Below are 22626 nucleotides of genomic sequence, written 5' to 3' on the forward strand. Positions count from 1 at the left end.
GGAGGACTATTTATTATTTTCCTGCAAGGTTTAAGGCTGTTTCAGTAGTTTGCATATCTACCTTAAATTGCTCTTGTAAATTATAGGCATGATAATAACCTTTTCTCATCATATAACTTGAAATTACTTCATGAGTGGTTATAGCATCATTAAGCTGTCTTCTTAATGTGGATCTTATCTCTGGAGATGTTGTTTCTGTAAGAGCTATTGAATAGTTTCTGACAGCACTTTTAGCAGAGACTAAAAAATCTGTAGCTATAACCTGATCACTTAACTTATCCATTCCAGTAAGAGTTTCTATTAATGCATTCATAACTTCACCTTCTTTCTACATTAGCTTAAGATTTTGTATTTTCTGAAGCAGCAATACTTGATTGTTCTAGAAGACCTTTTAATTCTCTTATATGTTGTTCGCCTGTAGTAACATCCTGTTGTAAAATTGACTTTAATTCATTATCAGAAACTAGAGGTGACATAGTAACTGATTTTGTAAGGGAAAGATTTTTAAGGGTTAACAATTCATGCAGCTGCATAGTTTCATTTGGTGCAAAGCCTTTTTGATCCATATTTTATCCTCCTTAGTTAAATTTAAATAGGGTTTTTTATGGTTTAAGAACAACTTTTATGCAATCTTCAGTTTTTGTATCAAAAACATCATAGCCATGAGGTGCTTCATCCAGTGGCAGTCTGTGGGTAATAATATCACTTGGATCAACCTTTCCTTCGGCAAGTAATTTATAGAGAGTTGGCATATAAGGAATTACCGGTGCCTGACCTGTTCTTATATTGATGTTGCGATTCATTATATCACCAAAAGGAAAGGCATTATATCTGCCGCCGTAAACTCCTGTTACTTGTATCATTCCGCCTTTTTTAACTGCTTGAGTAGCCATAACGAAAGCACCTAGTGCTCCACTTTGAAGTTTTAAACCGGAGCCTACAAATTCCATTGGTGTCATTTTCCCATCCATTCCTACGCAGTCTATAACAATATCCGCTCCACCATGGGTAATTTCTTTTAAATATTCACCAGTATTTTGATGTTGTTCAAAGTTAACTATTTCAACTTTATTATGTTTTTTAGCATGCTGCAGACGGTAATCTATGTAATCCACAGCAATAACTCTTTCGGCACCGTGAAGCCAAGCAAATTTTTGGGCTAAAAGTCCTATAGGTCCACAGCCTAGAATAATAACTGTACTTCCTTTTTTCACACCGGCATTTTCTACACTCCAGTAAGCAGTTGCCATAGCATCTGACATTAACAGCAGCTTTTCATCCTCTACCTCACAATCATCAGGGATGCGGAAAGGAGTAAAGTTTCCATAAGGCACTCTCATATACTCCGCTTGGCCTCCAGGGTATCCGCCAAAGGTTTCTGTATATCCAAAAAATCCTCCAGCCTCACCATTGGGATTGGAGTTATCACACATACAGGTTAAATCGTGTTTACAAAAAAAGCATTCTCCACAGCTTACATTAAAGGGTACGATTACTCTGTCACCTTTTTTAAGTTTATCAACGGCTGGGCCAACTTCTTCAACAATGCCCATAGGTTCATGTCCTATAATATAGTCAGGATGGATATTGGGAATCATATCATGAATAAGATGTAAGTCGGAGCCGCATATTGCTGTACTTGTAATCTTCACGATGATGTCATCAGGTTTTTGAATTTTAGGTGCTTGCACCTCTTTAACTTTCACATTTTTTATTCCTTGAAATGTTACAGCCTTCATTATAATTTACCTCCTAAGTTATTTTTCCGGAGTTGCAAAGGTACCAAGTCTACTTGTATCCCCTGGAAATAGGTTTAAACTGGCAATTTGACTTGCGGTTTGTGATGATTCAATATCCATTTGAAATTGTTTTTCTAGATTAACAGGATGAAACCACCCTTTTTCTATCATAAGGTTGGATAGCTCCTCGTGGAGGTTGAGGGCAGTATCTAGTTGGGTGCGTAAAACCGCTTTCACTTCTGGAGTAGCAGATTCCGTTAGTGCTATTGCACAATTCCTTACCCCATTTTTCACATTTAATAAAAAAGCTAAGGACATAGTCGCATCAACAAGCTTAGGCATTCCTTCAGCATTTCGTAGTTCTAAATAGTCATTAATCATCTATTTTACCTCCTGATATTACCCATACTGAGCTTAGTAACTACCATCTGCTCCTATCTTAACTTAGGAGCTTTTTCTAGTAGATTTTGTAAGTCCTTTATGGCTGTAATAGATTGTTGTACATCTTTTTCTAATAACCCTTTAAGCTCTTGGTCAAATACTACACCTTCCATCATTTTAGATGTGGTCATACAAACAGTTTTCAAATTTAACATTTCATGAACCTGCATGGTTTCATTTGGAGCTAAATTTCCATTTTCCATAGACTCACCTCCTTTTGCCTTATCTAATGTATTTTTTCACTTGTAATGTTGGAATATACAATAAAATTTGAAGGTGTTAGTTTATAGATTAATAAAAAAGTGAAATTTAATTAAAAGGACACAGATGTTATAAACTGTGCCCTTTTAACTAAGAAGCTGCAGGAAATTTTATAGACTTGTTAAATAATTTTAACTGGTGTACCAATAGAGACTAGATTAAAAAGCTCAATAACATTAGCGTTAAGAAGACGGATACATCCATTAGAAACAGCTTTACCAATAGAGGAAGGGTTATTAGTACCATGAATACCGTAACCTCGAGCACTTAAGCCTAACCATCTTGCACCAAAGGGGCCTCCAGGGTTAACTGCTTTATTTATTATTGTGAAATTTCCCTTTGGGGTAGGGGTGGAAGGTTTACCGACTGACTTGGTACCCACATCAAAGATATTTTCACTATTTAAAATTAAAGCAAAATTATATTGTAACATCAATAATCCGTTTTGTTGCAGATGTGTTTTGTGATTCTATAGATTATAGATTGCTTTTTAAGGTGAAGAAAAGTAATAAAATCGAAGAATAAAGTATAGAAATAAAGTCATTAGAATTGTTATTGAGAATAATGCAATTATACATAGTATTTTCTGAAATGTTAATCATTTAAGCCGAGTTCAGGGATATTTAGAACAAGAAAGAACAAAAAAATCAAAGGAATATGCCGATTATTATGGGACGATCAATATGTTAGCAGAATTGTTTTTAGATGAAAAAAAGAAACTTCAATTTAGTTAAGATATAAGATACAAATGAATATGTTGCTAAAAGCAAAAGTTATGCAATTGATAGTATAATTTTTGCTTTTATGCATTTTCATGAAAGGTTGAAATTTAAGAAAGTTACTAGCACAATCGAACTTATATGTTCTTAGTTAGAATAAAACATGATTTATAAGTAGGAGGAATTTATATTATTTTGTAGAATTTACTATTTGTGTGCTACAAATTTATTAGTTAGCATCAAGGAGGAACAGGATGTATATAAGAGAAGTATTTGTAAGAAACTTTAGAAAGTTCAATGATGAAGGAGTTACTTTTAATTTTAGAAAAGGAATTAATATCATTTTAGGAGAAAACAATGGTGGTAAATCTTCAATTATAGATGCATTAAGATTAGCATTGCTATCTGGACAGTATAGAAAAGGTATATATATTAATATATCTGATTTTCACATCAATGAATTTGGTGAACGTGCAAGTGAGATAAGAATAGATGTCTACTTCGAGGAGTTAACAGAGGAGCAGGCAGTTGCATTTTATAAACTAACAGATGGGGCTAATACGTCCAAAGCAGAATTACATGTTATCTATCAAACATATAAAGACAACAAAGGAAATGAAAAAGTAAAAGATTATATTTACGGGGGGTCAAGAAATGAACCTATTGATAAAGAAACTTTTGATAATATTAATCTAGTTTTTATGGCTGCATTGAGAGATGTAGAAAATGATTTAAAACCATCAAGGAATAGCCAATTAGCAAGTTTATTATATACGTTCGCACCTAATAATGAAGATCGTGAGAGGATAACTTCAACATTTATAGAAGCTAATGAAAGAGTAAAAGGTGATGAAGCAATTTCTGCAGTTGAGAAAACAATAAATAGTAATCTTAGTTTAATAGAAAAAGAAGAATTAAATCAACAAATATCCATTAATTTAATTTCTCCAACATTTGAATCAATAGCTGGTAATTTAGATTTGTGTTATGAGTTTCCAAGAAGATATATAAAAATATTAAGAAATGAATTGAAAAAATTGAGAGAACACTTTGATATAAGTGATTTAAGTCATGTAGTATCAGATGTAGATGAAGATTATATCAAGGTAGATGTTAAAAAGTTAAAGGAAGATGGTAAATTAGTAAAATTATATAATGAACTGATAAGTAAAATACAAGGAAATAATTTAGCTGTAAGACAAAATGGATTGGGATACAATAATTTGCTATCTATGGCTACTACATTAGGTGATCTTCAAAAGAAACCATCAGATGAAGAGATATCAATTTTCCTTGTGGAAGAACCAGAATCACATTTACACCCTCAGCTTCTAGAGTTGCTATTTAACTTTTTTAGGCAGTCGGATAAATCGAACAAGATACAAATATTTATGACATCACATTCACCTACATTAGTTTCCAAGGCAGATATCGATAGTTTAAATATTATGTACAATCAAGATGGCAAAGTAAATTGCTCATCATTAAGTCAGTTACAATTATTAGATGAAGATAAAGAGGATTTAAAAAGATATTTAGATGTTACGAAATCGCAGTTATTCTTCGCTAAAAGGATAGTGTTTGTGGAAGGAATTAGTGAAGCAATATTACTTAGTGAATTTGCGAATTTAATGGGAAAACCATTTGATAAATATTCCGTAGAGGTGGTAAATATTGATGGAGTAGATTTTGAACCGTTTGCGAAATTATTCGCAGATAACGGAGATCATAAAAATCTAAAGCATTTATGCGCAATTATTTCAGACGATGATAGGTGCACAAATCAAGATGATAAATATGTTATTAAAAATGATGAACTAACATTTTCCAAAGCAGATATAAATGCAATAAGAGATAAACTTAAAAAAGGACAGATCTCAAGCAGAGCCCAAAAACTTAATGGATTTAGTGGAGATAATGTACTTGTTAAATTGGCAATGAAGACATTAGAATATGAATTAGCATTACCTAAAGAGAATACTGAAACTTTATTAAAAGTGTTAGATAAGATTCATCCTAAAAATTCAGCTAAAATTAAAGGACTTATAGAAAAGGGTGAGGAACAAGAAAAAATTGCAATCATGATTTGGCTTGCAGTTAGGGATTGTAAGGGAGCATTTGCTCAACGTCTTGCAAGTGAGATAAATAAGATAACTATATGCGAGCAAGGAGATAAAAAGTTTAAAGTTCCTAATTATATTCAGAGTGCAATTAACTTTTTGATTCAATAATGGAGGATTTTAAAAATGAATGCTAAAGTGTTTACGGAATCACAAAAGTTAGCCATAGAGTCATCAGGTAAAACTATTTTAAAATCATGTCCTGGGAGCGGTAAAACTTTCGTGGTTGCTAGTAAGATGATAAAAGAAATGAATAGATGGAAATATAAAAACAAAGGAATAGCACTCCTATCATTTACTAATGTTGCGCATGAAGAAGTTATCAGACAGATCAATGCATTGTCAGGAGTAAATAAGATTGAGTACCCTCATTACACTGGAACATTAGACAGCTTTATTTCTCAATTTTTGTTTCTTCCATTTGGACATTTGATAATGAAGTGCAGTGAGCGACCGGCATTACTTCAAGATTATTCAATAAGTATCAAGAAGCTAGCAGATACAAGGTGGAAAAAGGAGTGTCATACAAATAAGTGCGATATATTAGATTTTTATATTGATGAGGCAGGTTTTGTGAAACATATTAATGGTGAACATGGATGCTATGTTATCGGTAGGAAGCCATGTGAGGTGTTAAAGAACAGTTTATATTCAAAAGGACTAGCAACATATCAAGATGCTACTATAATAGCTTTAAGATTGTTAAAAGAATACCCCCAAATAGGAATTCTATTAGCAAAAAAGTTTCCAATGATAATAATAGACGAGGCACAAGATACATCGAAATACCAAATGAAAGTAATTGATTTGTTATCTAAATGTGGAGTTAAAGATATAATGCTTATTGGAGATCCAGATCAGGCTATATATGAATGGAGAAATGCTGACCCATCAGTATTTTTAAATAAATTTGAAGATACTGAATGGGAACCTAAGGAATTAAATGATAACTTTAGGTGTTCACAAAAAATCTGTAATGCTACAAAGGTATTTTCAACTTTAAGTTGTATATCAAAGGCATCAGGCGAAGCTTCGTTATGTGATTTTAAGCCGCAAATTATAATGTATGATAAAGATGACAAGGAGTCAGCAATAGATTATTTTTTAAAATTGTGCAAGGAAAATAGTGTTAGAATATCTCCAGAAAGTGTAGCTGTGCTTGTTAGAGGGAAGGCAGGATTATGTGGTAAGGATTATAGTAAGATACAAAATTTGTGGCAATCTCAGGAAGTGAGATTATTCTCACAAGCAAGTTATGAAAGAGATTATAAGTCTGTAGGAAAGGCCTTAGAGCTAGTGGAAAAAGGGTTGTTTTTATATTTTATTAGTAATGAAACCATAATAAATGAAAGCAATGAGAGAGAGAACGCCATTGAAAAAACAGTTTCACTCGAAGATTGGAGAAAATTAACATTTGAGTTTTGTAAAAGTATGCCCAATGCAGATACGAAATTAGGGTTATGGAAAGATAATTTAAATAAGCTTATTTTAGTAATATCTAAAAAATATAATCTTCAAGTTTTAGATGGGGCTGAACTTAAAATAAAAACAAGGGACAATAAATTTGAAGATTTTAAACAACAGCCGATAAAGAATTTTTATGCAACAAGTTTTAAGTCTGAATATTTGAATTCTACAATACACGCAGTGAAAGGAAGGACATTTGATGCAGTTCTATTGCTTATTCAAAGTAGAGGGAAATTAACAAGTAATGTTATAAATACTAACCCAATCAAAAGTGAAGAAATAAGGACCGCATACGTTGCAATGACTAGGGCCAAGCGAATAGTAGCAATAGCTATTCCTAATACTGTTAAAACTAAGTCTTTGCTAAGATTTCCTAGGACAGAATGGAACCTTATAGATTTATAAAAACTTTTCTGTTTTGGTATAAAAGTTACAAAGCAAACAAGTTATGTAGAAGAAATAACTAGGTAAGGAGAAGGAAAAGTGAATGAAAATAATAGACAAAATACAGAATCAATACAAGATATAGTAAAGGAAATAGATAAAAAGCAAATAGTTTTACCAGATTTCCAAAGAGATTTTGTATGGGATGAAAGTAAAACTTACGAATTATTTGACTCATTAGTAAGAGACATATTTATAGGATCAATTATTTATGGAATACCTTCTTTTGAGATAACTGTTAGAGAGATAGATACTAGACCTAGAAAATCCAAAGGTAAAAAACGTGAAGCTTTAAAATCATTATTTTTTACTAAGGAACAAATAAATGAGAAAGTTAAAATAGGTAAATTTAGGGCAGTATTAGATGGACAACAAAGAATTACATCTATTTATAGGGCGCTTAAAAAAATTGATAACGTATGGTTAATATTAAAAGAAGATGATGAGATTGATGGGGATAAAGATTTTAATGAAATGTCGTTAGAAGAAATAATGCATGGATTTTCTGGAAAACAATCTGATTCTAGGTTATCTATAAATGTTGGTGACGCCTTTGAAATGATTGAAAATAAAATGAGAGAAAAACCTCTTCAAGAAAAATACTTTAACAGCCTCGATTTTGTACAGCAATTAGACAGTGAAAATATAGATTACTATTTCGAAAGGTTTTTAATAGTAGTTGGTAAGTTGCAGGACTTATTTAAAGCTGAAAAAATGGTGTCATATTTTCTTTTAGATATGAGTTCAGAAAAGTTTGCCTTATTTTTTGAAAGAAGTAATAGCTTAGGAGTTAGGTTAGATTTTATTGATATTCTAGTAGCTAAGCTAAATAGTGGCTTTAGATTAAGAACAGAATTAGAGAAATTGAAGAATTCGACAGGATATAATATTGAAAGGGAGATATTGGTAAGAACTGTTGCATTTATTGTAAGCGAAGGACAGCATGTAGATAAAGGGTATATATTATCAACTTTAACTTGTGAGCATTTTAATTTATATTGGAATAATATATGTAAATTATACATAAACACACTAGATTTTTTGTATAAGAATAATTTTATTATGACACAAGATTGGATACCACATAGTAATATGTTGATTCCGTTGATGATATTTCTTGAGAATCTGCCAAATAAATTATTTAATCAAATGAATGAATACCAATTAGAATTCGTTAGATATTGGTATTGGGGGTCAATATTTGCTCAAAGATATACGGGTGGGGCAACTAATGAAATAATTATTCTCGATAGTAAAGTGTTGACACTTATAGCTAGAGAAGAAAAAATATTTAATGAAAGTTATTTTAAGGATTTCAAGATAGTATTTGACCAACCAGAAGATTTATATAGTTTCAGCAAAAAAGGTAGTGCTGTATATAAAGGAATATTAACCTTTATAAATTATATTTCTGGAGGGCTAACAGATTGGAAGAATAATTCTAAGATATTATTTAATGAAAAGGTTGATGATCATCACATATTCCCCAAAGCTTATTTACAAGAGTATGTTTCAGAGGATGAGGACCTTACATATATTGATTGTGTTGTCAACAGAACATTGGTTCCTAAAATTACGAATATTAAGGTAGGCAAAAACGCTCCAGATAAGTATTTGAATGAATTATACCATAAAAATGACAAACTAAAAGAATCATTAGAAAAACATATGATACCAATTGAAATTATGGATGGTGTCTATAATGAATTTTTTTCAGTTTTTATCGAAGATAGAGCTAAAAAAATTTTTCAATGTATAAAAAAGCATATTATAGATAAGAAAGATGAGATTAAAGAAACATATTACAAAGAAAAGAAAAAGTCAATTGGCAATAATATCGATATATTTGCTATATATAACAAGAAAGTCATTAATGCTAAATTCAATAGAGAAACACAAGAAGTGTTTTTAGACGGAATTAAATATAAATCAGTATCTACAGCAGCAGTTGAGGCAAAGAAAAAAATATCAGGGAAAGATACAGCTACAAATGGGTGGGTGTTTTGGAAGTATAAAGACGGAGAAAAAGACAAGCCTATTAAAGAATTGAGATATTGATAAAAATTTTAAGTAATAATCTACAATTCACATTGTGTAACTAATGCCATTTATTAATATGAAATAACTTTTTATAAATCTTTAATCACAGTTTTAGCATTAAGGTAGTAGATTGTTTATTAAACTGAAACATAGAATCTTTTTATGAAGAGCGTATATAGGCATAGGAATAGTTTTCCTAAGAAATATATGACTTAATTTATATATTAGTTAGACCGAGATGAAAATCAATCCGTCTAACTAATATATTTAATGAATTATATTGGCAACTTATATTTTATTATAATATCCCTCTTATTCAATATTTCAATACTATAAATTCGTTCCTTTAACCAAAGCTTTATTTTAGTGGGATCATTTAATTCTAGGATATCTTCAATCCCATTAAAAGTCAATTTAAGGCTGCTACTAGCATCAGTACTCTGTAAGCTTTTCTTTAAGGCATTAATCTGTTGATTTACCTCTTTCTCCTCACTTAACACTCTATTTTTAGCCTCTTGAAGTTCATCAAGTGATATAATGCCAGCTTCAAAAGCTTCAAACTGCCTCTGAAACTTTTGTTTTATCTTCTTCAGATTTGCATTTAAGATGTCCAGTTCAGAATTAGAAGCGTTAGATTCCACAACTATTATATTTTTAGGATCTACTATGCCTGTCCTAACTATTTCTCTTATATTTTCAAATACTAACTTCTCAATTTCATCCTTATGAACAAAATTGTAAAAGCACAGTCTATGATTAAGATAATTGCCGCACACATACCTAAAATATGTCTTACCAGAGACGTGTTTCTTCTTATCACCTATCATATTGTGACCACAATGACCGCATTTTATCATAGAGGATAGTAGGTAAATACTTTTAGCAGCTTTGCCTTTAATAGTAGACTTAGATTTAGCTACGCTTTGAACCTCTTCATATAAATTTTTCGTAATAATTGGAGTATGCGAATCTTCAACGGTTATCCATTCTGAAGAATCCTTTTTAAGATTCGTGGAACGTCTAGTTTTATTCCATATATATTTTCCTGTGTATACCGGATTATTAATCATACGTCTGAGTGCAGATGAATCCCAAGGCTTATTTTCTCTAGTAAAAATTCCGGCATTATTTAAATGAGCCTTAATTGTTGCAAAGCTATCTCCATTGGAGTACATGTGAAAAATCTGTTTTACAACGTCAGCTTCCTTTTCATTAACCATTAGTTTTTTTGTATCTTCATCTAAAAAATATCCAAAGGGGGTTCGTCCAACATACAGACCTTTTCCAGCCTTCTGTTTCATTCCTTTCATGACTTCCTGTGCTAAGTTTAGAGAGTGGAACTCAGCTATCACTTCCATCATTCCCTCAAGTAGCTTACCAGTAGGAGAATCATCAAATATTTCTGTAATACTTATAACTTCAACCCCGCATTCCTTTTGGAGAAGTGTTTTATAAATAACTGAATCTGATCTATTCCTAGCGAAACGGTCTGTTTTGTGTATCAATATTACTGAAAAGTTTTTATCTTTTTTCTTTGCGTCACTAATCATCTGTTGAAACTGAGGCCTGTCCGCAGTTCTTGCAGATTTTCCTTCGTCTACATATTCGTTAACTATATTTAAATCATTTTTTAATGCAAATTGTTTAATAGCTTTTATCTGAGCAGGAATAGAATTATCTCTTGATGCCTGCTCTTCAGTACTTACACGGGCGTATAAAACAGCCTTTTTATTGTTAAGTTTTAGATCTGCCATAACTATCACTCCATAAAGTTCTCATGCTGTATCAAAAACATCATATGTGCACTATTGAAACAAAAAGTGACGCAGCTTATTATTTTAAGAGTATATTATTGTTTTTTAGTTATAGCTAAGTACATTTTTAATTTGCCTAAGTTGATTATAACATTTCATTCGACAAAATTGTTTATAAATTATAATCAAGCATCTAGTATATTTGGTAGCTTATAATATATATTTATTGCATAAAAAAATATATATACTTATCTTAGGTATTATTTACCGGTACATGGTTATATTTTGTGGTATAAGAAAACCCTTGTTCATATATTTTGAACAAGGGGGTGATTCTTATATCAGAGAAAGATTCGTTGAAACTATTAAAGACAGTTTTCGTAACAGATGACGGTAAAGAATTCAATAAAGAGCAACTTACAGATGAAGAATATCAGTACTTTTGTGATGAATTTGAAAAATCTAGAATAAAGCACAAGGTAAACTGGCCAGAACTAGATGATAGGTACAAGCGTAAAAAATAACACTAGTTCAAAGACTTATTTAATAGTGGTTTCATCAGATTCTAAGGCTTTAATTATTTTACTTAGGGTCATAAGGGTAGGCTTTGATAAATCTTTTATCTGTTTTGATACAATTTGCAACTCTTTACAGTTAGAAAGCTTTTCTATGAACTGAGCTAGTTCAACATCCTCTTTAATTGTACTGTATATACTATTTGCTATTTCAGTTAAATGTAATGGATTGCGAGTGTCATTTTTACCTAATAAGTAATCTATTGAAACTTTAAAAAAATCAGCAAGATATTCAATTGTTTTAATATCAGGTGATCTTCTACCTAATTCCCAGGACGAAATAGTTGTCCTGGGAATATTTAATTCTATACTTAACTGATGTTGAGATAAATCCTTCTCAACTCTCAACAGCTTAAATCTTTCTGAGAAACTATTCATCAATTGCACCTCTTAACTATGCAGTGAAATTACACTGCCGAATTTATATTAAAGGAAAAATATACCTAAAACTATTTTATTGAAAACTATATATTTATGCAATGTTTTTATAGGAAACTATACCATAAACTTCTATTGAATATTATAATGCGTCAGTTATATAATTTAATTGACGCATTAAGCGTCGGAAATGAGTTAAGTCATTTAAAAATTCTAATTAAAAGGAATTTAATTTGCCCAATTAAATTTTAAAAAATATTCTCATTTTGTATCAAATATTAAACATCATCGTAGCAAAGTTTAATGATTAATTAATGTTGAGGTGTAGCAGTGGGTTACAGCAATTTATATTCTGAATATCTTAGAAAAGAATTTTTCAATTCTGTTTTAGTAAAAAGAAATAGTAATAAAAGTAAAGTACTAAAAAGTAATAAGTTTTTATCTTTCGATCAAAGCATTCATCAAACAATGGCTGATTTTAATATGATTATAGATAGAGAAGAAAAGACAATAAAAATGCTGTTAAATTTACTTGAGAGAAATTGGATTGAAGAAGGATATGAGTCATACAGAGAGGAGGGAAGGTTTAAAATTAGAGCACACAATATGCTTTTAAGCTACTACTACAATCCACAAGATATTGGTATTGATAGCCTAATTACAAATAAAACACTAAGAAAAAAGATTAATAAAAGAGTAACTTTATTTGCTAAAGTAGATAAAGTTATTGAGAGAGCAGATGGAAGCATAGAGGTTATAGATTATAAGAGTGGATATGTTAGGAGGCACGCTGATGATTTTCCTCTTGACTTAAGATGTGCACTAACAATGATACTAGTATACTATCAGATTAATCTATATCCAAGTTATATAAGTTACTACTATTTAAACTATAATAAAAAGGTTACTAAAACTATTAGGAATATAGATATTAATTATGCCTTTATTTTGATGAATAATTTTATAAGTGCAAATTAATTTTCCAATTAATATTATAGGAAATTAAAAAATCTATCATATAAAAAGATTCTTGGAGGTACCAATGAAAAAGATAGAAGGAAAAGAAAATATTGAAGTTATATTTAAAAATAATGAAGAATCAACGAATAAACTTATAAATTTTATAATAAATAAAATACTAGATAACTATGAAGTATTTAAGGTGATTTTGGATGAAGTTGAAGATTCCAACTATAGAAAAGACGGTAGAAAACATGATAGATAATGCTTATAAATATGTTGCGATATATGCTAGAGAATCCAATAAAGGTTATAAGTCAGGATTAGAAACTCAGGTTATAACAAATAAGAGATATGCAGCAGAAAACAATTTGCTTGTATACGATGTGTATGAAGAATTCATTTCAGCTTCACAAAAGAATTATAAGATGAGAAGTGAATTTTTAAGGCTCATTAAAGATGCGGAAAAAGGTTGTTTTAAGAAAATAATTGTGACTAAAAGAGATAGACTTACAAGAAGATTTGAAGATTATATAGACATAAAAAACACTTTTAAAGAATTAGGAATTGAGATACTTTATAGTAATGATGTTCAGTTAACAGAAACCAAAGACTATGCATCGAATTTTATAGAAAATTTAATTATGGCAGTTGCTGAATTAGAACCACAAAATATTAGAGAAAGAATATTAGCAGGGATGAAAGTTAAAAGAGGAGAGAGAACATATGACAAAAGAGCAGCTTTTGGACATTATCGCGATAAAATAAAAAATCAATATGTAAAGGATGGAATTAAAGCAGAAATTGTACAGAATATATTTGATATCTATTTAGATACAGATGATGTAAAGAATCCACAAGATATAAAAGTAAAACTTAGACTAAAATCTGAAGGAAAGGGAGAGGAATATATTAACGAAGTATATAAGTTAGATAACACAAAAATAGAAAGTATAATAAGCCGACCTATATATGCTGGGTTACAGACTAAGTACTTAGAGTATAAATATGAAGACTTTAAAATAGAATATGATGAGGAAATTTTAGATTTAGATATTGATCACTTTCATTCATGTACGAATGTAGATGCTTTGATAAAGCCTTTTGAATGGTTGGCAGCAGCTAACAAATGGGTTAAATATAATGGTTATAGAAGTGATAAAAAGGTAAGAAATATAAAACCCAGGAAAGAAAAAAACTTGTTTAGTGGTATGCTTTACTGTAAGCAATGCTTTAAAAGCATTAAATCAAAGGGTGATTTTTTTCAGTGTGAAACTAAAAATTGTATAAAAATAAGAAAAGACAAATTTATTAAGAATTTGATAGAGCGTCTATTTGAAAAACTTATTTTTGGATATAAAATTGACAGTGTATTAGAAGTAGTTATATCCGAATTAAGTCAGAGAAAAAGAAATTGTAAAAAACAATTAGTTAATATTATAAAAAATCAAAGTGCTGATGTTGAAAGCTATTTAAAGGATAACAGTAATAAGAAGCTTAGAGAAAGTATACTAACCGCTAATGATGACCAATTAAAAATAAAAAAAGAAATTGAAGAACTTGAAAATAAAATTGTCTTCTTAGAACAAAATTTTAAATCTATAATTCTACCAATAATGCAATCAGATTATGTAACTATAATTATAGATGATCTTGTAAATAACCACCCTGCTATTTTAGAGATGCTATTAAATACAGATATTAGAGAGATTCTAATTGATGGAAAAGCCATTAAAATTAAACAACGCTAATAAAAATAAATATGAAATAACTGCTGCAGCATATTTAAGAGTATCTACTACAAAGCAGGGAGAAGAGGGGAACTCTATAGAAAGTCAACTAAGTGCTGCAAAAAATTATGCTGAATATAAAAAATGGATATTAGAAGACTCACTGATATTTGAAGAGAAAAAGCCCGCAACTAAAGTATCAGGTAAAAAGTTTGATAAATTAAATATTATAGATAACTTTAGAGGAAGAACAGAACTTACAGAATTATTACACAAGGCCCAGAGAAGAGAATTTAAGCATTTAATCATATATTCAAGAGATAGGCTATCAAGAGTTGTAGAAGATGCAATAGCACTAGAACTTTTTTTTGAAAGATGTAAGGTCAAAATACATTATGTTAAAGAAGGAGAAGACTTTGAAGATTCTAATCCAAAAGTAAAAAGACTTCTGCATATCATATTTACAAGTCTTGCTGAAATGGAGATTAATTTACTTTCAACTAGGGTAAAAGAAGGGGGAAAAGCTTGTATATCAAAAGGTAATTGGCCAGGAGGTAAAGTTCCCTTTGGTTATGTAGCGGATAGACATTTAGGAGATTTACAAGATAAGAAAAAGAATTATACAAAGCTTAAAGTATCAGAACTTGAAAGTAAGTTAGTAAAAAAAATATTTGACTTATACGCTTCTGGATTAGGTTACAGAAAAATTGCTAAAGAGATGAATGAAAAGTACAGCTTTATTAAATGGAGCAAGAGTAAAGTTGAAGCAATAATTAAAAATGAAACTTATACTGGTCAAATGTTATGGGACAGAAGAGGAGGAAGGAGAAATCCGGGTAAGCATGATTATGAGCCAATTAAGTCTTATTTAAGTGATGAAAATATTATTATCAATAAAGATCACTGGAATGAAATCTTACAGGAAAGGTGTCAAAGGGCTGAGAATAAGGACCCATTTTATTATGATACAGAGTACATTTTAAAAGGAAAACTAATATGTTCTAAATGCAAAAGAGCTATGAAACCTAAGTATCCTGGTGTAAATAGAAACACGGTTTATAAATGTGCAAATAATAAAAAAGAAAGAAAAAAGTGTAATATCATTATTCCATGCAGTATTGCAGAAGACGAATTTATGAAATATTTAACAATGGATCTATTCAAATTTCAAAATACAGATAGATTTTGGGAATGCTATAATTTAGAGTTTGACAAGAGAGTAGAAGATATAGTTAGTACTATAGATTTAGTTACAGATAAAGAAAAAGAAACTGAAGAAACACTAAATAAAATTAAAAATCAAATAGAAGTTGAAAAAGAACAAAATTTAAAAGAAATTTTTCAGCTTCAATACGCTGTATATGGAAATTTAATGGAAAACTATAAACGTACAAGAGAAATGCTGAAAACTAAACTAAAGGTTAAGAAGATGGCTAGAGGTGAATTTGATAACATAGTTTATATGTTTATACCAGCATTATTTATGAAACCTAATATGAAAGAAATAACTAGAATTAGAAGAGAGTTTATAGTTAACTTTATTGACACTATAGAAATAGAGTATGATAAAGAAAATAAAAAAGCAAACATAAAAGAAATTGTATTTTTACCTCCCGAATTCATTTGAATTTTTAGGGAGGTATTTTTAATGTGTTGAGGTGGGTAAGAAGTCTATCACGGTATACCGTGATGGACTCCTTACCCACCTCAACAGTATATAAATTCATCATTAAATTATACAATGAATAATTGCTATAAGACATAGTAATGCAAAGAGTTGAAAGCAAATTCTTTAATGAAAATAGTATATAACATAATTATAGAAAATAAAATGGTAAGGTAAAAAGAATTAAGAGGTGCTTTGTTCTGAATAAAAATTATGAGTCCTTTTCATATTTGATATCTAAAGTTAAAAACAATATAATAGGTAACTACATTGATAAGAACTTTAGTCCAGAAGAAATACTAGAAGAATTAAAGAAAATTAAGTTAGAGGGTACGATAACAAACTTAGCTAGATTTAAGAAATATGTTTATATAAATCTGGAGTTAGTTTGGAATAAAGATGAAAATAAATGGCAAAGGGACAACCAAATTAACTATTTAGAATTTTTAGGTGAAGAGGATGATAAAGAGTTTCAAAAGTACCTTACTCAAGCAACTTTGAATCTATCTCCCAATGCATCTGAAACACTTTTGAAGGATATGAAGGATATTCTTACTAATTTGAAAGTTATAACTAAGGATATTGCTAGAATAGCTACTAGTATTGATGCGCTTGTTGGAGTGATTAATTCTAAGGAAGATAAGAAGTAGGTATATTAAGTTTAATATGGTTTGGAAAGTAAGAGTGCTGTGAAGTGACGACAGTACTCTTACTTTTTATATATTTTTTGTTGGTTTTATGGTAAAATATGAGTTATATTGTAAAAAACACTATGAAAGTAAATATATTCAACACCTCTAAGTACTGCAGATTATGTCTATAATGCGTAGTTGAAAAAGCGAATATGAATACTTGTTTTAAGAGTTTTACAAATACCGTAGTTAGATGAAATACAGTTTAAGGAGTTTGAGATGGGATTAAATATTGATTATTTAATTAAATATTTAGAAATTAACAGAATAATTTTGTTCGGAAGCAGTTTGATGGGTAGTCATACAGATATTGATTTACTTGTAGTTTCAGATGATTTTTACGATTTCTCGACTTTTAAAAGAAGGAGTATAGTTAAAAGATGTATTCTAAGTAGGTACAATATTGATCCGATTTGTTTGACAAAGAAAGAATATGAAAAAGTATTATTGGAAAATGGAGATTTTATAAAAAGCATTACGAATGAAGGGAGAATTATTTATGAGAGATAAAATTAAAGTAATATTACCAGACCTAGTGAGAGATATTCATAAAGTCATTTTAGATAGAAAAACTAGAGAACGATTAAGTATGAGAGAAAGACAAGGAATAGCAGAATCAGCGTTAGCTGTGGCGGCTTTAGCAGATAGCAACGTTTTAATTCCACATGAAAAGGTACTTTTAGATAGAGCATTTAATAAAGCTTATCAAATTGTTTATGATGAAGAATCTTTAAGTTATTATAATAGTTTTTATTATGCTTACTCAACAATGAAAGGGTCTGATTTAGAAAAGCAGGAAATAAGTTTACAAAAGATAAATTTAGATACTATGGCTATGTTTTTAAAAATAAAAGCTTTTAGCAGAGGATATACTGAAATTGGAAATTCTACAGATAACTATTTCTTTTCAAGAATGGATAGATGTATATGGGGACTAGAATATATATTAAATAAAAAATTAGATGAATTATATATACCAGGAATCTATGCTATTTGTAATCTAAACCAGAGTTTATGCTTATATATATTATCTGGACACAGTAAATTTTCTGAGAAGTGTGTTGTGCTTGTAGAGAAAATTTATACCTTGGTTAATAAGTGCTTAAATAATTCAGAATTAAAAGAGTTAATCGATGATAATCACTCTTTAAGAATGTTTATTAAATCTCAAAAAAATTTATATGCTGAAACAAAGAATGAAGATGTAGTTGATAACCAGGAATTAGATGTTAATTTTAAGGAATTAGATAATACCCAATTATTAAGAGTACTGACTAGTCTAAAAATAATAGATAAAGAGTATTTTAAGAAAAGTTTAGAACTAACATTTGAAAGATTATTAGAAAATATAGAAAAGATGAATGAATTACAGAAAGCTTTACTGCTCAGAAATATTGCAGATTATCTGTTACTAACAAATGAAACAGGGCAAGTTGAGTTGAATTTATTTGAGCCATTTGAGGTAATAGATATTTATGACTATATGAAAAACACTTATAAGAAATATCAATATATTTCAAGCACAAAAGTTACTAAAGAAGATATTGATAAATTAATACAATTAAATGATGATCAGTTAAGAGAAAAAATAGCTTCTGTTATTAATGGTGTAGATCCAGTAATTCTAGATAGGGAGTCTAAGAAACCACATGGAGTTTTTGAGATATCTGATATGGAGATTCCGATTTTTTACAAAGGCAAAAAGATATTTTTATGTATGCCTTTTAAATCTGGGCAAGAGATAAAAACAGACTCAGTTCCAGTAGGAATAGCGTACCAAATCGTCAGACCGTTCATTGAATTTGAAAAATGTGTTGTAGTTTTTATTACTGCTAAGAAGTGCTCACAGAACTTAGAAAACTATATAAAGAAGTTGCAGGATCAAATGAACTGGCCGATAGGGATTATACAGGAAAGAGAGCTTGCTGGATTGTTAAAAGCTAATAATGCTCTTTAGAGGTACTTCATCTATCAAAAAATTTCCGTTCAGTTTGGCTTGAAAAGATAGCCAAGCTACACCTGAAAAGCTAATAAAAGAGCTTTCTAAGATTCTCGGCGTCGGAAATTAGAAACGTTATAATTTTTAATAATTATAATCCTCATTAGGCTAATAATTAGAACTGAAGAATTTAACATTAAGTTAATAATTTTATAAGTACTTTCTAGTTACAATAAATCAATAGAGAATAAATGGAGGTATTAATGTGAAAAGATTTGCTATACTTTTAGGTTGTGAGGAGTATAAAGATTACAAAAACTATTCAGCAATATCATATTGTCATGCTGATGTAAATTTATTAGAAGAGACCCTTATCAATTGTTGTGATTTCGCGAAACAGGATATTTATTGTGAATTATTAAATATATATGATGAAAGGACTCCTGAAAACATACTAGATGAAATAAGGAAACTACTTGATAAAAGTGAACCAGGAGATACGATTCTATTTTATTATTCTGGTCATGGGGATAATGTTGATGGAGAATCTTATCTAGTTTTACCATATACACAAAGAGACAATATTACTCAGACTGGACTACCATTAAGAGATATTAGTGGATTATTAAGAAAAAATGACAGAATCAACGTGCGTATATTTGATTGTTGCCATTCCGGACAAGATGTAAGAAGTTCTAAAGGTAAAATTGACAATAAAACATTTATGCAGGATATAGCAAACAGTAATAATGATGGGTGGATTACATTGGCGTCTTGCCGTGAAGATGAGTATAGTTATCCCAATAATGGATTTGGACATGGCGTATTTACTTATTATTTAGTAGAAAGCATCAAAGAATTTAATGAAGATGATGAAATATATCCAGAGCTTTTAAAGTTAAAAGTAGTTGATAAAGTTTTAAAATGGAATAGTACTAGTGGTAATAAACAAACTCCAACATTTAACTCCTCAATAGCAGGAAATATATCAATCGCAAGAAGGAAAAAAGCAATTGAAAAACAGAAGGATAAAGTAGAAGATAATCAAATAAATTCTAATAAAGATGGTATAATTTCAAGAATTAAAGCAGTACGAAGTATAAAAAGCATTAAAGATGAGGACAACCTTAAAAAACTAAAAAATTATATTGAATTTATATATGATAAAATTACACATGAACAAAATTCTATTGAGAAGTTTGATAATGATCTTATTATTTCTGATATTCAAACTGCTGATGAAATTCCATCTCATTTACAGCCTTTAATAATAAATTATTTAAAAAGTAGAAAGTTTGAAGTTAGTCATGAATATAAAGTTGAGAAAATTTATAAGCAGAAAAGAGAGCAAACTAATTTTTTAAAATTCAATCATCCACTATATAATCCTTTCGACGCACATGAGCCAGAAGTTGAGAAAATAAAATATTCAATTGAACAAGATTGGGATTTGCCTCAATCCTATCTTGATGTCATAGTTGATGACCAATATTTTCCTGAGGGAAGAATGTTTATATATATATGCCCTTTAAAAATTAGTGCTTGCTTAATATCCGGTATATCAATTGGAGATGAAGACAAATGGAATAATGAATTATTAGATACGATATTTTTAAAGATGAATGAGAAAGAAGATTTGGAAAAAATTCAAAATCAAGTTTGTGAGTTGATCAAGAAATTTAATAAAGCATATCAGGAGTCAATAGAAAAAAATCTCAAATATTACGAATGGGAACAGAAGTTATAAGATAATAAATACTATCGTTCTGAGAAGTTTTATTTGTTGTAGTAACTTCCCATTATCCATATAATATGTGGTACAATTAGTGTTCTAATTAGGCTAATAATAGGAAGTTTAATCAAACATGAAAAACCACTCAATAAATAGTAATTTTGTGAAGGAAAATACATGGTGACAAAAATGAATGATAATAAATGTGAAGTGATACAAAACTTAGATAAGTTGCACACAACCGAATTGGGAGTTGGACGGATTAAAAAGAATCTTTTTTTAGATGTGGACGATGTAGTAAAGTGGTGTATCGACAAAATACTAAATTCCAATGCCATAATAGTTAGAAAGGGTAAAAACTGGTATATAGACATAGATAATTGTGAAATAACAGTTAATGCATATAGTTATACCATTATTACCGCTCATAAGATAAAAAAGATTGGAATTCTCATAAAAGATTAAACAAATAAATTCCAATTTGTAGAGTTGAGGTAACATAATTATAGATTCAATTCGGACTGAACTTTCTTAAATTATGACATATCACTGAAAAGATAATAGTATTGATAAGTCTTAGTATAACTTCTCATTATCCAAATAATTGGACATGCTAATGGTATGCTGATTAGGCTAATAATGAGTAGTTTAATGAAGATTAAAGATAACTTGATAAATAGTAATTTAACTTGTACTTTTACTTGATATAGTACAAGGTGACTGCTAGATTAAGTTAAGACTAGACTAAAAATATAGGAGGATAATGAAAATGAAAAAACTGGCGATAACTAGCCTTTGCGTGGCTCTGCTTATAACAATATTTACTGGGTGTAGTTCTACACCGACAAGCTCTGGCAATGGAGGTAAGACATCTGAAAAGAAAATACCTGACTTGATGGGGGAATGGAAACAAGAAAATAGCAAATCCAATGACTCTTATCAAGCTGCAACAATAAGTGGTGATACGATTACAATCTACTGGGTAAGTGATAATGGCAACACAAAATCACTTTATTGGGCGGGTTCTTTCTCCACTCCAACAACTGCTGACGAACCTTATTCATGGACTTCGAAAAATGACCATAGTAAAACTGAAAGTGCTTTGCTCGCTTCGAGTGATGATACTAAAATTATGACATACCAAAACGGCGTATTAAGCTATGAAGCTTCCGCTATGGGCACGACTACAACGGTTAAACTCAAAAAGCAACAATAATAACAACAGAAATAGTGGAGGGCTTTCGTACATAACCTCATCAAATAAGCATAATGCTGCAGTTAAATTATAAATTTGTTGTGGTGATTGGAATAATGACAAATAGGAATTTGTAAAAGTAAAGGAGGAAACAAAATGAATAGAATGTCAGCAAGGTTTGTAGCACAAAAAGTTGGTATGAGAGCAACAGGGGTATATGATATGTGGAAGGATATGGGTTTGGTCATTAAAGACAAATTTGGTGATTGGGTATTAACAGATTTGGGAAGAAAAACTGGTGGTAGAATGTCAGATGGGAATCGTTTGTCCGTGCCAACATTTGAATTTGAAATAATAGAAAAAATGATGATAGATTTTTACAACAAAAATAAAAAATAGAAAAATTCCAATTTGTCTATGGATCTATGTCAATCTTAATATGAGTAATAGTCTAATTACTCATATCTTTGTCCAGTATTTCTATAGCTTTTCAACAATGTTTATGGGGAGGGGGGAGATTATGTTTATACCAACACATGAATCTGTACTTGATATGAGTCCTACAGACTTTGAAAAGTATTCTTTGCAAATATTATTACAGCAAGTAAAACATTTGAGTGACTGCAAAGTTCAACATAATAAAATAATAGAAGTTGATGACGGCAATTACCAAATTGATGGATATATTGAGTTTAAACTTATGGGTGTAACATACAAAACCATTGTAGAATGCAAACACTATAAGTCAAGTATTTCAAGAGAGAAAGTTCAGAT

At 29.9% G+C, this 22626-nt stretch carries 24 protein-coding genes; 16 read left to right on the forward strand and 8 right to left on the reverse strand.

Annotated elements, in window-relative coordinates; genetic code table 11:
* Nucleotides 1-13 precede the first annotated feature (13 nt).
* The 6 genes from P8V03_RS15885 to P8V03_RS15910 form a co-directional block, all read right to left on the reverse strand.
* Nucleotides 14-313 (reverse strand): spore coat protein, encoded by a 300-nt coding sequence (locus P8V03_RS15885; protein ID WP_261669723.1) that lies wholly within the window; start codon nucleotides 311-313, stop codon nucleotides 14-16.
* A gap of 25 nt (nucleotides 314-338) precedes the next feature.
* A complete protein-coding gene (locus P8V03_RS15890) occupies nucleotides 339-566 on the reverse strand; it encodes a spore coat protein (protein ID WP_318798930.1) in 228 nt (75 codons plus the stop codon).
* A gap of 36 nt (nucleotides 567-602) precedes the next feature.
* Entirely contained in the window at nucleotides 603-1739 is a 1137-nt protein-coding gene (locus P8V03_RS15895) for a zinc-dependent alcohol dehydrogenase (protein WP_318798931.1), read from the reverse strand.
* Between the two features lie 18 nt (nucleotides 1740-1757).
* Nucleotides 1758-2120, reverse strand: coding sequence for a spore coat protein (locus P8V03_RS15900; protein WP_261669726.1), 363 nt, complete (start codon nucleotides 2118-2120; stop codon nucleotides 1758-1760).
* Nucleotides 2121-2173: 53 nt separating this feature from the next.
* A complete protein-coding gene (locus tag P8V03_RS15905) occupies nucleotides 2174-2383 on the reverse strand; it encodes a spore coat protein (protein WP_261669727.1) in 210 nt (69 codons plus the stop codon).
* Between the two features lie 179 nt (nucleotides 2384-2562).
* Nucleotides 2563-2874, reverse strand: coding sequence for a L,D-transpeptidase (locus P8V03_RS15910; RefSeq protein ID WP_318798932.1), 312 nt, complete (start codon nucleotides 2872-2874; stop codon nucleotides 2563-2565).
* Between the two features lie 540 nt (nucleotides 2875-3414).
* Here P8V03_RS15910 and P8V03_RS15915 point away from each other — a divergent pair.
* The 3 genes from P8V03_RS15915 (at nucleotide 3415) to P8V03_RS15925 (ending at nucleotide 9249) form a co-directional block, all read left to right on the forward strand.
* Nucleotides 3415-5391 (forward strand): ATP-dependent nuclease, encoded by a 1977-nt coding sequence (locus P8V03_RS15915; RefSeq protein WP_318798933.1) that lies wholly within the window; start codon nucleotides 3415-3417, stop codon nucleotides 5389-5391.
* A gap of 15 nt (nucleotides 5392-5406) precedes the next feature.
* A complete protein-coding gene (locus P8V03_RS15920) occupies nucleotides 5407-7152 on the forward strand; it encodes an ATP-dependent helicase (RefSeq protein ID WP_318798934.1) in 1746 nt (581 codons plus the stop codon).
* Between the two features lie 78 nt (nucleotides 7153-7230).
* Nucleotides 7231-9249 (forward strand): GmrSD restriction endonuclease domain-containing protein, encoded by a 2019-nt coding sequence (locus P8V03_RS15925; RefSeq protein WP_318798935.1) that lies wholly within the window; start codon nucleotides 7231-7233, stop codon nucleotides 9247-9249.
* A gap of 257 nt (nucleotides 9250-9506) precedes the next feature.
* On the opposite strand, the gene P8V03_RS15930 is transcribed toward P8V03_RS15925, so the two are convergent.
* Entirely contained in the window at nucleotides 9507-10985 is a 1479-nt protein-coding gene (locus P8V03_RS15930) for a recombinase family protein (protein WP_318798936.1), read from the reverse strand.
* 356 nt (nucleotides 10986-11341) lie between these two features.
* Between P8V03_RS15930 and P8V03_RS15935 the strand changes: the two genes are divergently transcribed.
* The gene (locus P8V03_RS15935) at nucleotides 11342-11509 is read left to right on the forward strand and encodes a hypothetical protein (RefSeq protein WP_318798937.1); all 168 of its coding nucleotides are present in this window, start codon (nucleotides 11342-11344) and stop codon (nucleotides 11507-11509) included.
* Between the two features lie 15 nt (nucleotides 11510-11524).
* Here P8V03_RS15935 and P8V03_RS15940 read toward each other — a convergent pair whose 3' ends face one another.
* On the reverse strand, nucleotides 11525-11938 hold the full coding sequence (locus P8V03_RS15940) for a helix-turn-helix domain-containing protein (RefSeq protein WP_318798938.1): 414 nt from the start codon (nucleotides 11936-11938) through the stop codon (nucleotides 11525-11527).
* 330 nt (nucleotides 11939-12268) lie between these two features.
* Between P8V03_RS15940 and P8V03_RS15945 the strand changes: the two genes are divergently transcribed.
* From P8V03_RS15945 to P8V03_RS16000, 12 genes are all read left to right on the forward strand, one after another.
* Nucleotides 12269-12916 (forward strand): PD-(D/E)XK nuclease family protein, encoded by a 648-nt coding sequence (locus tag P8V03_RS15945; RefSeq protein ID WP_318798939.1) that lies wholly within the window; start codon nucleotides 12269-12271, stop codon nucleotides 12914-12916.
* A 64-nt stretch (nucleotides 12917-12980) separates the two neighbouring features.
* Nucleotides 12981-13163 carry a hypothetical protein gene (locus P8V03_RS15950; RefSeq protein ID WP_318798940.1) on the forward strand — a complete coding sequence of 61 codons (183 nt, stop codon included), beginning with the start codon at nucleotides 12981-12983 and terminating at the stop codon, nucleotides 13161-13163.
* The gene (locus tag P8V03_RS15955; RefSeq protein WP_318798941.1) at nucleotides 13111-14649 is read left to right on the forward strand and encodes a recombinase family protein; all 1539 of its coding nucleotides are present in this window, start codon (nucleotides 13111-13113) and stop codon (nucleotides 14647-14649) included. The genes P8V03_RS15950 and P8V03_RS15955 overlap by 53 nt, the downstream gene beginning before the upstream one ends.
* Nucleotides 14618-16255 (forward strand): recombinase family protein, encoded by a 1638-nt coding sequence (locus P8V03_RS15960; RefSeq protein ID WP_318798942.1) that lies wholly within the window; start codon nucleotides 14618-14620, stop codon nucleotides 16253-16255. Before P8V03_RS15955 ends, P8V03_RS15960 begins: the two co-directional genes overlap by 32 nt.
* Nucleotides 16256-16524: 269 nt before the next feature.
* Nucleotides 16525-16944: a hypothetical protein gene (locus P8V03_RS15965; protein WP_318798943.1), complete on the forward strand. Its 420-nt coding sequence runs from the start codon at nucleotides 16525-16527 to the stop codon at nucleotides 16942-16944.
* Between the two features lie 261 nt (nucleotides 16945-17205).
* Complete coding sequence (locus P8V03_RS15970) at nucleotides 17206-17496, forward strand: nucleotidyltransferase domain-containing protein (RefSeq protein ID WP_318798944.1); 291 nt, start codon at nucleotides 17206-17208, stop codon at nucleotides 17494-17496.
* Nucleotides 17486-18943 (forward strand): hypothetical protein, encoded by a 1458-nt coding sequence (locus P8V03_RS15975; protein ID WP_318798945.1) that lies wholly within the window; start codon nucleotides 17486-17488, stop codon nucleotides 18941-18943. Before P8V03_RS15970 ends, P8V03_RS15975 begins: the two co-directional genes overlap by 11 nt.
* A 247-nt stretch (nucleotides 18944-19190) precedes the next feature.
* The gene (locus P8V03_RS15980) at nucleotides 19191-20672 is read left to right on the forward strand and encodes a caspase family protein (protein ID WP_318798946.1); all 1482 of its coding nucleotides are present in this window, start codon (nucleotides 19191-19193) and stop codon (nucleotides 20670-20672) included.
* Between the two features lie 174 nt (nucleotides 20673-20846).
* Nucleotides 20847-21122, forward strand: a complete 276-nt coding sequence (locus tag P8V03_RS15985; protein WP_428978985.1) for a DUF3781 domain-containing protein — start codon at nucleotides 20847-20849, stop codon at nucleotides 21120-21122.
* Between the two features lie 304 nt (nucleotides 21123-21426).
* Nucleotides 21427-21873, forward strand: coding sequence for a hypothetical protein (locus P8V03_RS15990; protein WP_318798948.1), 447 nt, complete (start codon nucleotides 21427-21429; stop codon nucleotides 21871-21873).
* A gap of 135 nt (nucleotides 21874-22008) precedes the next feature.
* Nucleotides 22009-22251: a hypothetical protein gene (locus P8V03_RS15995; RefSeq protein WP_318798949.1), complete on the forward strand. Its 243-nt coding sequence runs from the start codon at nucleotides 22009-22011 to the stop codon at nucleotides 22249-22251.
* 121 nt (nucleotides 22252-22372) lie between these two features.
* The coding region (locus tag P8V03_RS16000; protein ID WP_318798950.1) for a restriction endonuclease at nucleotides 22373-22626 on the forward strand (254 nt) is incomplete at its 3' end.

It is taken from the genome of Clostridium tanneri, assembly GCF_033659955.1.
Lineage (GTDB): Bacteria > Bacillota > Clostridia > Clostridiales > Clostridiaceae > Clostridium_AM > Clostridium_AM tanneri.

Coding starts and splice junctions, on each gene's coding strand:
- P8V03_RS15995 (WP_318798949.1), top strand. CDS start 22,009: ATGAATAGAATGTCAGCAAGGTTTGTAGCACAAAAAGTTGGTATGAGA.
- P8V03_RS15905 (WP_261669727.1), bottom strand. CDS start 2,383: ATGGAAAATGGAAATTTAGCTCCAAATGAAACCATGCAGGTTCATGAA.
- P8V03_RS15940 (WP_318798938.1), bottom strand. CDS start 11,938: ATGAATAGTTTCTCAGAAAGATTTAAGCTGTTGAGAGTTGAGAAGGAT.
- P8V03_RS15930 (WP_318798936.1), bottom strand. CDS start 10,985: ATGGCAGATCTAAAACTTAACAATAAAAAGGCTGTTTTATACGCCCGT.
- P8V03_RS15915 (WP_318798933.1), top strand. CDS start 3,415: ATGTATATAAGAGAAGTATTTGTAAGAAACTTTAGAAAGTTCAATGAT.
- P8V03_RS15950 (WP_318798940.1), top strand. CDS start 12,981: ATGAAAAAGATAGAAGGAAAAGAAAATATTGAAGTTATATTTAAAAAT.
- P8V03_RS15955 (WP_318798941.1), top strand. CDS start 13,111: ATGAAGTTGAAGATTCCAACTATAGAAAAGACGGTAGAAAACATGATA.
- P8V03_RS15970 (WP_318798944.1), top strand. CDS start 17,206: ATGGGATTAAATATTGATTATTTAATTAAATATTTAGAAATTAACAGA.
- P8V03_RS15895 (WP_318798931.1), bottom strand. CDS start 1,739: ATGAAGGCTGTAACATTTCAAGGAATAAAAAATGTGAAAGTTAAAGAG.
- P8V03_RS15990 (WP_318798948.1), top strand. CDS start 21,427: ATGAAAAAACTGGCGATAACTAGCCTTTGCGTGGCTCTGCTTATAACA.
- P8V03_RS15890 (WP_318798930.1), bottom strand. CDS start 566: ATGGATCAAAAAGGCTTTGCACCAAATGAAACTATGCAGCTGCATGAA.
- P8V03_RS15920 (WP_318798934.1), top strand. CDS start 5,407: ATGAATGCTAAAGTGTTTACGGAATCACAAAAGTTAGCCATAGAGTCA.
- P8V03_RS15900 (WP_261669726.1), bottom strand. CDS start 2,120: ATGATTAATGACTATTTAGAACTACGAAATGCTGAAGGAATGCCTAAG.
- P8V03_RS15885 (WP_261669723.1), bottom strand. CDS start 313: ATGAATGCATTAATAGAAACTCTTACTGGAATGGATAAGTTAAGTGAT.
- P8V03_RS15985 (WP_428978985.1), top strand. CDS start 20,847: ATGAATGATAATAAATGTGAAGTGATACAAAACTTAGATAAGTTGCAC.
- P8V03_RS15975 (WP_318798945.1), top strand. CDS start 17,486: ATGAGAGATAAAATTAAAGTAATATTACCAGACCTAGTGAGAGATATT.
- P8V03_RS15910 (WP_318798932.1), bottom strand. CDS start 2,874: ATGTTACAATATAATTTTGCTTTAATTTTAAATAGTGAAAATATCTTT.
- P8V03_RS15960 (WP_318798942.1), top strand. CDS start 14,618: ATGGAAAAGCCATTAAAATTAAACAACGCTAATAAAAATAAATATGAA.